A 12,584-nucleotide genomic window follows, 5' to 3' on the forward strand; every position below is an offset into this window, starting at 1 on the left:
TCGTCGCGCCGAGTTAAGCTGGTGTCTATAATGCCTTCTGACCTTCTTTCACTTCGACGCTTTGAATGCATCCTAGATATCAAGGTGAATATGGCAAATGCACAAAGAAAGTCGTGCCCTTATTAACTTCTGTTTCGAAAGTAATTCGGCCATGATGTTTGTTAATGACTTTTTTCACGATATCTAGACCTAAGCCGCTGCCTTCACCGATGCCTTTGGTGGTGAAGAAGACTTCAAAAATTTTGTCGCGTATGGCGACTGGTATGCCAGTACCAGTGTCACTCACTGAGACCACTGCCTCATTGTCGATTTTTTGTATGCGTATGGTCAGGGTGCCGCTGTAGTTCATGGCTTGCAAGGCGTTATGGATTAAGTTGACCCACACTTGTACGAGTTCATCAGGCCAGCAGGCAATCGCTGGGATGTCGTCAAATTGGCAAATTAGTTCTGTCCCTTTGTTGATTTTGCTTTGATAGAGTGTAAGAACCGTTTCCATTCCTTCGCGTAAATCGACTTGGGTTTTTTCGTGATTGGTCCCAATGCGCGAGAAGGATTTAAAGGCAAATACAATTTTCGATACCCGATCAACGGCGACATGAATATTCTGTGCGCTGTTGATAATCGCCCCAATCTCGTTGGCAGCGTGCAAAATTTGCTCGGACTTGTGGTGCTGTAACAATGGCAGGAATGTCGATAACTGTTGGTGAACTCGTAACTGCACCAAGATACCTGCTTTGCGGCGACTATCGGGTATGCCTAATTGTTCTAGTTGATTCGCACAGTCCTTCACTAACTTACGCTCTTCTCGTGTATTTAGAAAGCTGGTACTGAGTTTGATTTCATTGATCAGCTGTAAAAATAGTTCGCGAGTATCTTGATCCAATAAATGCATAAGCTGCGATAGATTTGACATTGCTGTGTTTAAGGCATTGGAAATATTGTCACCACTTGACTTGATCGCGCCGATTGGTGTGTTGATTTCATGGGCAACATTGGCGACTAACTGTCCTAATGACGCCATTTTTTCTTGCTGTGCAAGTTGTTTCTGCGCTTCGATCAAATGCCGGTGGAAGTTTGAATTGGCGATGGCAATGGCAACGTAGTTTGCTATTGCTCGCAAAAATTCTAGTTGGTCGGGTGAGTAGGCATTTTTGTTGGTGCTTTGTGCGGTCATACAGCCGACCACTTCCTTTTCTACAAACAAGGGAATATAAACAATCGATTCTGTAGCTTTGCCAGAGCGCACTGGTGCAATGCTCTGCACATAGTTGAGTACTTCTGTCAGATTGTTTGTGATGAGTTCTTGTTGGTGGATGACGCACCACACTGCAGGTCTTTCTTTTTCCTCTAATGTGTAGTGAAATTGACCTTGCCTGACACCATCCTCGACCATGTAATCGACCTCGATCATTTGTGTCGTTTGATCGAAGAAGCCAATACCAAAGACTTGTGCATCGACCCTTGTGATGACTTGCTTATGTATCCGTTCGAAGGCTTGTTCAATGTCAAGTGTGGCGGTTAAGCTTTGACCGATTTCACCCAAATTTAAAATGTCGGCAGTACGCGCTGCGACCATGTCCTGCAGACTGCGTTTCTCGGCTTTGACCCGAGCCATACGCCACCGATATACGCTATAAATACTACCGCTCAGGGTCAGAAATACTAAGGCAAAAAACCAGTTGGTTTGCCAAAATGCGGGTAGTACGCGAACCGGTATGGTCAAAGCCTCACGCGTCCAGTCACCGCTAGCGTTGCCACCTTTGAGTTGTAGTTGGTAGTCGCCAGGCCACAAATTGCCATAGCTGACAGTGCGATGCATGGCATCAGATTCTATCCAAGCGTCTTGGTAACCAAGTAGACGATACGCATAACGATTTTTGTCCGGTGCGAGATAATCAAGCGTTGTATATTCCACCTCAAAATTGCGTTGCCTTGGATGCAGAGTAATACCCTCTCGTAGGTTCAAAAATTGTTCACTACCATCAATTTTCAATCCGGTTGCTAGCACGAGCGGTTCATGTTTCCAGCGTTCAAATCGTTCTGGATCTACGATCGCAATTCCTTTGGTTCCCCCATATAAAAAATGACCGCTTTTAGTTTTTAAATGTGCGCCAACCCAGGCCGTGCCGAGATCTATTCCATAGACTTTTGAGAGCTCGATAAGTTGATTTAACTTGGGATCATAGACAAACCATTGCGTCCAGATTCTGCCATGCTGATCCTCAAATAAATTCGCACCAAAATACAATCCAGCCCTGCCGAGATCTGCACTCACATGAACAAATTTTGCGCCACTTTCATCCCAGCTAATTAATCTGTCCAACCCCTGCGCGGTGTCTACCCATAATTGCCCGCTGCGATCGATCAATAAGCCGTTAACTTCGTTTGAGCTGAGGCTATGAATGTCTTTTGCGTCATGCTGAAATTGTTGCAGCGATTCGTTTACTGGATCGTAAAGCCATAAACCAGATTCGCTGCCTATCCATAGCTTTCCATCTGTTTGTTCCGCAAATGCTGTGACATAGCTATTCATCGCGACTGCTTGCTTTGAGCTAAACGTCATAAAGCGTTTCTGTGCGGCTTGCCACTTTGCCAGACCTAAGGTTGTACCGACCCATAAATCATTGCGGCGACTGACATACAGGCTGCGAATTTGATTGCTTGGCAAGCCACTGCTGACGGTATAGGTTTTCCATTGTTGACTGTGTTTTTGCAGGCTCTGTAAGCCAGACTGACGGGTGCCCGCCCAGATCGTCTGGTCTGCGCTTTCCGCTAAAGCTAATACCGCCAAGGCGACGCTGCTATCGGCTTGTTGAGCTTGATTTCGATAGCCGCTGATCAAACCACGCTTACGATCGAATACATCGATACCATTGCCATCAGTGCCAAATAATAGACGTCCATCTTGGGTTTCTAAGAGACTGCGTATGTTTGCTCGTGATAAACCATTGGCCTGATTACTACTGTGCCTAAGCATTCGTATGGCTTCTTGTTTGCCGCTGTAGCGTTGCAGGCCACCTCCCCATGAGCCTATCCACAAAATTCCCGACTGGTCTTTGAACATACTGCCGATCTGGTCAAAAGCCAAGCTGCCGGGCAGGGCAGGGTCATTGCGAATGCGTTGTAATATCTTTCCAGTCGTCGCATCGAGTACGTAAATTCCGTAACCGTAGCGTGATACCCAAATTTCCTCTGGGCGTACCTGCGTGATGATATCGACCACGTTGTCACCTAGCTTATTCACGCCTAAAGTATCCAGTTTCACTAATTGAATTTTGCCACTCTGTGGATCAATCCAAGCGGCGCCATTTTTGGCAAAACCCAACCAGATTTTTCCATCATCTGCTTCATACAGACTACGAACCTCCTGACCGGCTAAGATTTCCTTTCGTACCGCATCACTGCCAATTGATTCAAAATCAAGCGCCTTGCTACTGCGTTTTTGTAGGCCACTTACCGTGCCTACCCATAAAGTTCCCTGACGATCCAACATAATGCTGCGTACGCGGTCATCTAATAAGCTACCTGGATCTTTGTCTTGGTGGCGATAGTGGTGCAAGCTTTTGCGATCTGCACTTAAATGATGTAAGCCAGTTTCCGTACCGACAATCCACACCCCACCTTGCTGATCACCTTTGATGGCTTGAATGGCGCCAATTTCCAGTTTAGTCGATAGGTTTGGACCATACAGTAATTGCCGGAACTTGCCACTGTCTGGATCAAAAATAGAAATGCCTCCGCTAATGGTGCCCACCCAGAGCTCTCCATTCGGTGCTGCCCATAAGCTTTTAATATTATCGCCAGATAAGGAAGATTGGTCGCGATTAAAGTGCGTGTATTTTTGAAAGCGATAGCCATCGTAACTGACTAGTCCAGCCTGAGTTCCGACCCACATCAGCCCACGTTTGTCTTGCGCGATGGCAGTCACGACGTTGATTGGCAGGGAGTCTTCATTGCCCACCCGCTCAAATACACGATGGGCGAAGGAGAAATCGGTAGGGTCTTGTGAACGCTGATCTGCGGCAGCATTTGTCGTTTGCGCTGTAGCCGACGTTGTCAAAAGGCAGATGATGCTTAGGCATAGAATCAAGATCCAGCGATAAGCTGTCAATGCGCTATCGTCAACAAAATGCCTGTTTTGTTGTTTCTTGAGTTTTGAAAACCAGGGCGGAAACAACAGTTTTATGGAAAGTTGATTCGCTTGATAACGACGATGGTTGTGTGATTGCATCTTAAGCTTAGTTTTTTATTGAGCCAAAGACCCGTCTTCAGAGTTTGTCTGCATAGTAACACTGAGTCTTGCGAGTTGAACTTGGAGTGTGGGCATTTTGCAATGTAGGCTGGAAACGAAGGAATCTTTTGAATTGAATTTCATTCTTGTCATGAAAAATGGTCGCTCAAATTGTCTTGCAGTTAGGTATAAATTCAGGAATACTTTTGTTGGAATGTTGTTGATCTAGATGCCGTTTGCGACGATCTGGGAATACTCAAGTTCTTGTCTGTCGCAAAGCCGGTGTAGCGCGAGCTCTGTTTTTTCCTGTACTTTCATGTCATTGACGTATATGCCAACGGTGGATCTGACGTATGAAGGATAGCGGAATCATTTTATGTGTGGACGATGACACGACCGTACTGGTGGCGTTGCGTACTTTATTAGCGCATGTATTTGGCAGCAGCCATCTGGTAGAAATTGCTGAGAGTGGTGATGAAGCGCTAGAAATACTAGCGGACCTTCAGAGGCAAGGGCAACAACTCAGTATTATCATTTCGGATTTCATCATGCCAGGTATGCGTGGCGACGAGTTACTCATCGAGTTGCATCAACGCAGCCCCAAAACCATCACCATCATGCTGACCGGACAGAGTGATTTTGACGGCGTTAAAAAGGCAATTAATCAGGCTAATCTCTACCGATTTTTAGAGAAACCGTTTAATCACGATGACATCATCTTGACCGTGAAATCAGCCTTTCAAGCATACGAGCATGAACAAACCTTGTGCGAACAAAATACCCAGTTACGTGGTCTCAATGTCGAACTCGGCGAGATGCTGACCAAGGTAAAAGAGTCGGAACGTTTGCTAGAAGAACGTGTGAAACAACGGACCAGTGAACTCGACGAAAAAAATCAAGCACTGCAGCAAGCCCTTAGAACGCTAGAAGACGTCGAGCGCATTGCTCGCCACGACTTAAAAACACCACTGGTCAGCATCTCTGCAGCACCAGGTTTATTGCGTGCAGGCCGTACCGTGAGTGAACACGAAGAAGAGATACTGGGCATGATAGAGAGTGCCGCGAACCGTGCCCTCAGTATGGTCAATTTGTCCTTAGATTTGTTTCGCATGGAAAGCGGTAGTTATGTGTTCCGTCCTAGCATGGTGGACTTGAAAGCGATTGCTTCCAGCATCGCATTAGGCTTAAGTGCGCAAGCGAAGTCGAAGTATGTACGAATACAAATTGTCGGGGCGTGCGACGATATGATCGTTGAGGCGGATGATTCTTTGTGCTACTCGATTATCGGCAATTTGACAAAAAACGCAATTGAGGCAGCGCCAGAACAGAGTACCGTCACACTAAATATCGATGTAGATCCTGACAATATAGAGATCATTCAATTAACGATTCATAACCTAGGAGCTGTGCCGCTGGCGTTACGCGATAACTTTTTCTCGAAGTATTCTACAGCTGGCAAATCCGGTGGGACGGGTTTAGGCACTTACTCTTCGCATCTGTTGACGACAGTGCAAGGCGGTAGCCTACAAATGCAAAGTTCCGAACTAGATGGCACCTGCTTATCACTGCGATTAAAACGCGGAAGCGCAATCAAAAAGCTATCTTGTATGCGACAGCAGGAGTCACCTGCCATGTTAGATCAAAACATTTTGCGGCTGCTGTTGGTCGATGACGATGACTTCAATCAAATGGTCATGAGCGAATACATTCCAGAGTCTTGGTTTGAACTTGATACCGCTATCAATGGCAGGATGGCCTTGGATAAAGTTGTGGAACACAGACCGGATATCATTATTATGGATCTGGACATGCCAATTATGGGCGGCACGGAAGCTTTGCTACAAATCCGCCAATCGCAATGTGATCGACAAGATCGCCCTAGTTTTATTATTGCCTACTCTGGCAATGACGATGAACAAAGCCGGTCTCATTATCGTCAACTTGGCTTTGACGCCTGTCTGAATAAACCTTGTAGCAGAGAAGACGTGCTGGCGATGTTACAGTTGGCAAGAGATTCAATTTGGAACCATTCACATCCATGATCTCGGCATCATCGCTGCCGTAAGCCGCCGCGCAATTTTCCAACGATCCCCGTCGGGAAAAAATACACCGACAAAATAAACAAAACACCCAGCCACAACATCCAGCGATCAGGATGGAAGATTTGCGCCAGAATTGGAAAATCGACTAACGCTTCTGATCCCTGTGCCATCAAATTTTTCAGATAATTTTGCGCGATGATAAATAGTGCCGCGCCAATCACCGCACCATACAATGTTCCCATACCACCGATGACCACGATCAATAAAATATCGGTCATGACTTCAAAACTCAGCATGGTCTTTGGCCCAACATAGCGCAACCACAGCGCCATTAAAGCGCCAGCTAAAGCGGCAAGTAAAGCTGCGAGACAATTGGCAAGAACACGGTAGACCACGGTGCGATAGCCGAGGGCTTCGGCACGGAATTCATTTTCACGTATCGCTTGCAAGACTCGACCAAATGGTGAATTGACGACGCGAAGTAAGAACAAGAATAACAGCACACAAATACTAAATACGATGTAATAGGTAATCACCTTGCCATCGACCGTTCGTCCAAAAATATCATTTTCAAATAATTGAAAACCGGGTGTCAGTATCTCTGGAACACGAAAAGTGATGCCGTCTTCGCCGCCCGTTAAATCGGATAATTGCGATGCCAAGACCGCAAAAGACGACGCGACAGCCAGCGTAATCATAGAATAGAAAATCGCACGGACCCGTAAGGCAAACAAACCTATCATCAAGGCCAAGGCGACCGTCAAAATCAATGCCAACAATATGCCGATGATGATCACACCCCAACCAGGTGTACCCGACGACAGCGCTAAGCCAACACCGTACGCACCGATGCCAAAGAACATCGTATGTGCGAAGGATACGATGCCTGTATAGCCGAGCAATAAATCATACGAGGCGACCAAAATAATGTAGATGCAAATTGTCGCTGCCGTATTCAAAGGACGTGCACCGCTGGTGATGAATGGTGCGGCTGCTAAGCCGAAGAATGTCAGCAGCAACAAAGCCGACAGCATGCGACTGCGCGGCAGATCATCGGATAAGAGTTGACGGAACAGGTTCATAAGATTTTCGTTCTCGAGGTAAATTGCTGCAAATTTCTACGTCACACCCTTCTCCCGCTCGCGGGAGAAGGGCAGGGGATGAGGGACGTTCAGCTTGGTATAAAAGTATTCAGAAACACGCCGTATCTCCTTGGTTTTTGTTCCTGCTATTCATACTTTGATTGATTTCTTGCACTCGTGCTTCTATGCCCCGCGTCGACCTATTGCATACAAACCAGCAGGTCGCCACAACAGGATCGCCATCATTAACGCAATATTCGACACCAAGGCAAATTTAGGCGCTAAGAATCCGGCGTAGTTGGTGACTAGCGCCATCAATAAAGCGCCGATAAAACAGCCACCAACCGAACCCAGTCCACCAATAATGACGACGATGAATACCATCACCATCACTTCGCTTCCCATTGCCGCCGTCAAGGTCTCTTTATACAAGCCCCACATCACACCGCCTAAACCGGCTAATGCAGAACCAGCTGCAAACACAGCGATGAATAAGCGACGGATGCGGTAACCTAGCGCTTCGACCATTTCGCCATTTTCCACGCCAGCGCGTATCAGTAAGCCTAGTTTGGTACGATTCAAAATCAAGAACATCGCCAAAAAAACGACGATGCCAACGACCACGGCAATCAGGCGATATTTCTCAATCGCAGCGTCACCGATAAAAATCGCGCCACGTAGACTTTCAGGCAATGGCAAGGGAATTTGTTCAACACCCCAAATCACGCCAATGATTTGTTCTGCGACGATCATGCCGCCCATGGTGATCAGAATTTGTTTCAAATGTTGTCCATACACCGGCATGATGATCAAGCGTTCAAACGCCCATCCTAGAATCGCAGTGACCAACATCGCGAAGAGCACCGCTAAACCGAGTACACCCAGATTGACCCACAAAGAATCAATCTCTAACCAGCCCTTCATCGGCAATAGCACCATCGTCGCTGCGTAAGCACCGACTGCAACGAATGCACCGTGACCAAAATTCAAAACATCCATTAGACCAAACACTAGTGTTAGGCCACTAGACATGATGAAGATCATCATCCCCATCGCGAGACCCGCAACAGTTAAGGTCAGCCAGGTCGGAAAACTGCCTATCAAAGGCAGCATTGCCAACGCTAATACTGGCACCAAAAAGAGTGGCGCTAGATCGCGTGGCTTGCTTGGTAGATCAGGATTGTTCATATGCTGTCATTTGCCTATCGCTTAATTTATCTTGGACTTACACAAAACAGACGCTGGCGTTGTTGTGTTCGCCTCGTCGTGCAATTTTGCGTAAGTCCTAGGTCCTACTATTGCCGTGTTTTTTTACTGATGGCTTGCCAACGACAACCCCAGCAATTTCTGCTGTAAGTCTTCATTGTCTGCCAGTTCACGCATTGTTCCGGTGTGCACCACGCGTCCATCGTCCATGACCGCAACCGTGTCACCCAAATTTTTCACAAAGTTGAAATTTTGTTCGACCAATAGGATGGTGGTATCGCTGGCCTTGAGTTCCTTGAAGGCTTCCATCAGACTTTGAATGATCGCCGGTGCTAAGCCCTTGGTTGGCTCATCGACCAATAATAATTTGCGCGGTTCTATCATGGCGCGTGCAATTGCCACCATTTGTTTTTGACCGCCTGACAAATTACCAGCGGGATAATTCCAGAATTTTTTCAAGGCGGGAAAGAAGCCAAAAATCCATTCGAGTCGCTCGGTATTCATCGCGCCATTGCGCGCCGCTAAATGCAGGTTTTCTTTAACAGTTAGATCCGAGAAGATCGCCATACTTTCTGGCACATAAGCGATACCAGCTTGCGCAATCGATGGTGTTGAGAGTGCCGCAATATTTTGCCCGTCAAATTGAACGCTACCTTGGCTGGCTTTCCATAAACCCATGATGGTGCGCAACGTGGTGGTTTTGCCCGCGCCATTGCGACCTAATAAAACGGCAAGTCCGCCACGTGGCACGCACAGATCGACACCTTGCAAAATATGGTACTCGCCGATATGTGTATGGACGCCTTTTAACTCCAGCAGCTTTTGAGCTGCCTGAGTTTGCCCTGCTGGAGCTTGAGTTGCTGCATCAGACATCTTGCGCGACTCCTTTACCTAAATAAGCTTCCTGTACGATGGCCGATGCCATCACGGTCGCTGGTTCACCATCGGCGACCAAAGTGCCGTTATGTAAAACGATAATCCTGTCGGCTAGGGAACGCACCACATCCATTTTGTGTTCGACTAAGAGGATGGTTTTATTTTTTTCTGCTTTTACTTCTTGAATCAGATTCAAAACTACGGGCACTTCATCTACGCTCATGCCGGCAGTTGGTTCATCAAACATCATGATCTCTGGCTCCAGCGCTAACAAGATCGCTACTTCTAATTTGCGCTTGTCACCATGCGATAAAGTGATCACGCGGTCATCGCGACGATTCGCTAATGCCACGCGTTCGAGATAATGTTCTGCGCGTTGTATCAATTCTTTATGGCTCGACCACAGCGAGAAGATATTTAAGCCTATACCAGCACGACTTTGCACAGCCAATCGCACGTTTTCCATCACCGATAAATGCGGAAATAAATTCGTCAATTGAAACGCACGACCTATGCCAGCGCGCGTACGTTTGGCTGCGCCGAACTTAGTAATGTCTTGCCCGAATAAACTGACGCTACCCGAACTCGCATTGAGCTGACCTGAGATCAAATTAAAGTAGGTGGTTTTGCCTGCGCCATTTGGTCCGACAATGACGGTTAAGCTACCCGGATAAAAATCCGCGCTCACTTGATTGACCGCGACATGACCACCAAAGTGGATGCTCAAGTCGCGGGTGCTCAAGGAAGGTGTGCTAACAGGTGGCGTGCTAACAGAGGATGTGCTGCTGGTTTGCATGTGCTGTGCGATCTAGGATTGACTATCGTTTGTTTTTTACTGGAACAGGAATATCGCTAGCAGGAATTTCGCGTACCAATTCCAAAATATCCCATTCGTTTTTCTGATCTTTTTTGATCTTGAAGTGATACATGGATTGCAGTGCTTGATGATCGTCTTTGCGGAAATTCATCTTGCCTTTTGGCGTGTCAAATTCCATGCCTTCCATCGTCGTAATCAGTTTTTCGGTATTGGTGGATTGGGCTTTGCTCAATGCGGTGTATACAGCACTAGCTGCGGCGAAGCCACCAGCGGTAAAGAAATCTGGTGGTGCTTTAAAGCGTTTGGTGTGCTCGGCAACTAACCAGTCATTCATTTTGTTTTTTGGGAAATCATAGTAGTAGTAAATCGTGCCCTGTGTCCCTGCATACGATTTCCATAATTTCATCACTGGCAAAATATTGCCGCCTGGTGCCAAGTTGATGCCGAAGCGCTCTGGTTTTAAGTCTGCCAATTTATTCATCGGGCTAGGCCCAGCCCAAACGATTTGCAAGAGACGTGGTTCTGGCTTATTTTTTAAAGCATCAAAAATTCTTTGTGCTGGTGCCGTGAAATCTGTCGTGTTTTGTGCTGCGAATTCTTCGTGCACGACTTTAGCTTTGGAACCAGCCGTTGTCAGTGCTTCTTTCGCAGCTTTGATGGCGTCGCGGCCAAAGGCATTGTCTTGACTGAGGAAGGCAATACTGCCGCCGGACTTGATCGTACTGGCAGCCGCCAAGGCATCTTGCATAGAGTTGCGGCTGGTGCGGAAGATATAACGATTCCACTTGTCGCCAGTAATCGCGTCGGCGACTGCTGGTTCAACGATCAAGATTTTTTTGTATTCTTCCGCTACTGGCAACATCGCTAAAGCAGAACCAGACGAGGTCGTACCGACTGCGATATCGACTTTATCGTCACCATAGGCTTCCGCTAATAATGCACGGCCCATATCGGGTTTGCTTTGATCGTCTTTGATGATGACCTTGATCTTCTTGCCGTTGACTTCCATTTTGCCACCGGTCAGATATTCCAGGCCCATCATGAAACCGGTTTCGGTTTCTTTGGCATACGGTTCCAATGCACCTGTCTTACCCGCGATCAGGGCGATCTTGATGTCTTGTGCGAGCGCTGCGCCTGCACTGGCAATCAAACTAAATCCTAAGCCAAGACTGAGAGCGAGTTGCTTGAGTTGGAAGTTGCGACTCTTTTTGTCAGTGGTAATCATGTGTGCTCCTTTTATATTTTCTTAGGACTTACGCAAGACAGACGCTAGCGTCGTTATTGTCGCCTCGCTAGCGCAATTTTGCGTAAGTCCTATTTCTATTGTGTGTTTATTATTCGACTTGCTGTAAAAAATTCTGTAATGCTTGTTGCGCTTCCGGTTCGGTCAGCATAGGCGCGTGGCCGATTTGTGGGACTTCAACATACTGCAATTGCGGACAAACTTGTTTCATATAATTTGCCTGCTCATCTTCTAATAAATCGGAAATGGAACCACGCACCAATAGGCACGGGCGATTTCTGCTCAACCGCTTAAATGCCCAGCGCGCTAACCATGAAGTTGCTTTTAATTTGCCGGTCTTGAGTGGTGTTGCAATCAAAGGATCATACTGCAATTCCAATTCGCCCTGCGCATTCTCGGCAAAAGCACGGCGCGCCCACTTGTCCCATTCTTCATCGGTATTATGAGGGAACGCAGATTGATTAATGTACTTGATGTAGTTGCGTGCTTGCTCCCAGTTGGCGCAGTGCATACCGTCACCAGCGTATCCAGCGATTCGGTCTAAGCCTTTTTGTGACAGCTTCGGACCGACATCGTTCAATACCGCTGCTGCGATGAGCTTAGATTTGCGCAGCGCCAGCGTCATCGTAATTAAGCCACCCATCGAAGTGCCGATGAATACGGCGCGATTAATACCAAGTTGCTCTGCCAGACTTACGATGTCATTTGCATACACCCAAGGGTGGTAATGTGCGACTTTGTCAGCACGTTGTGAACGACCACGACCACGGACATCGACGGCAATGACGCGACGGCCTTGTTGCGCAAGTAAGGGCGCCAATTCATTAAAGTCTGCTGAATTACGGGTCAGGCCATGAATGCAAATGACCGGCAATTTTGAAGAGGGCTGGGCTGCAGCATAGTCGCGTGCATACAAACGCAGACCATCTTTGCTAGTGAAATAAACGTCTTTGTAATCGCTCACGATATTCAAGCCCAAATTGAAAGTGTTGAGTTTGCTGAATTTTTTGAATTTTGTATCGGTGAATAGCAGCTGCCCGGCAGCACGAGAACTTGGCAAAAAAACGACCAGCCCAGCTATGAGCTG

Annotated in this window: 8 protein-coding genes; 1 reads left to right on the forward strand and 7 read right to left on the reverse strand. The window is 47.1% G+C overall.

What is annotated here, in order from left to right:
- Window positions 1-79 precede the first annotated feature (79 nt).
- Complete coding sequence (locus tag H8K52_RS21165) at window positions 80-4,231, reverse strand: two-component regulator propeller domain-containing protein (RefSeq protein ID WP_186921338.1); 4,152 nt, start codon at window positions 4,229-4,231, stop codon at window positions 80-82.
- A gap of 353 nt (window positions 4,232-4,584) precedes the next feature.
- Here H8K52_RS21165 and H8K52_RS03120 point away from each other — a divergent pair, with 353 nt between their 5' ends.
- On the forward strand, window positions 4,585-6,273 hold the full coding sequence (locus tag H8K52_RS03120) for a response regulator (protein ID WP_186921340.1): 1,689 nt from the start codon (window positions 4,585-4,587) through the stop codon (window positions 6,271-6,273).
- A gap of 8 nt (window positions 6,274-6,281) precedes the next feature.
- Here H8K52_RS03120 and H8K52_RS03125 read toward each other — a convergent pair whose 3' ends face one another.
- The 6 genes from H8K52_RS03125 to H8K52_RS03150 form a co-directional block, all read right to left on the reverse strand.
- Window positions 6,282-7,349, reverse strand: a complete 1,068-nt coding sequence (locus H8K52_RS03125) for a branched-chain amino acid ABC transporter permease (RefSeq protein WP_186921493.1) — start codon at window positions 7,347-7,349, stop codon at window positions 6,282-6,284.
- 189 nt (window positions 7,350-7,538) lie between these two features.
- Window positions 7,539-8,543, reverse strand: a complete 1,005-nt coding sequence (locus H8K52_RS03130; RefSeq protein ID WP_186921342.1) for a branched-chain amino acid ABC transporter permease — start codon at window positions 8,541-8,543, stop codon at window positions 7,539-7,541.
- A gap of 123 nt (window positions 8,544-8,666) precedes the next feature.
- Window positions 8,667-9,434, reverse strand: coding sequence for an ABC transporter ATP-binding protein (locus H8K52_RS03135; protein ID WP_186921344.1), 768 nt, complete (start codon window positions 9,432-9,434; stop codon window positions 8,667-8,669).
- Window positions 9,427-10,233, reverse strand: a complete 807-nt coding sequence (locus tag H8K52_RS03140; protein ID WP_186921346.1) for an ABC transporter ATP-binding protein — start codon at window positions 10,231-10,233, stop codon at window positions 9,427-9,429. The genes H8K52_RS03135 and H8K52_RS03140 overlap by 8 nt, the downstream gene beginning before the upstream one ends.
- 22 nt (window positions 10,234-10,255) lie before the next feature.
- Window positions 10,256-11,479 carry a substrate-binding domain-containing protein gene (locus tag H8K52_RS03145; protein ID WP_186921348.1) on the reverse strand — a complete coding sequence of 408 codons (1,224 nt, stop codon included), beginning with the start codon at window positions 11,477-11,479 and terminating at the stop codon, window positions 10,256-10,258.
- A gap of 109 nt (window positions 11,480-11,588) precedes the next feature.
- Window positions 11,589-12,557 (reverse strand): alpha/beta fold hydrolase, encoded by a 969-nt coding sequence (locus H8K52_RS03150; RefSeq protein WP_246464243.1) that lies wholly within the window; start codon window positions 12,555-12,557, stop codon window positions 11,589-11,591.
- Window positions 12,558-12,584: the final 27 nt, after the last annotated feature.

The sequence above is a fragment of the Affinundibacterium seohonense genome (genome assembly GCF_014284305.1).
Lineage (GTDB): Bacteria > Pseudomonadota > Gammaproteobacteria > Burkholderiales > Burkholderiaceae_D > Undibacterium > Undibacterium seohonense.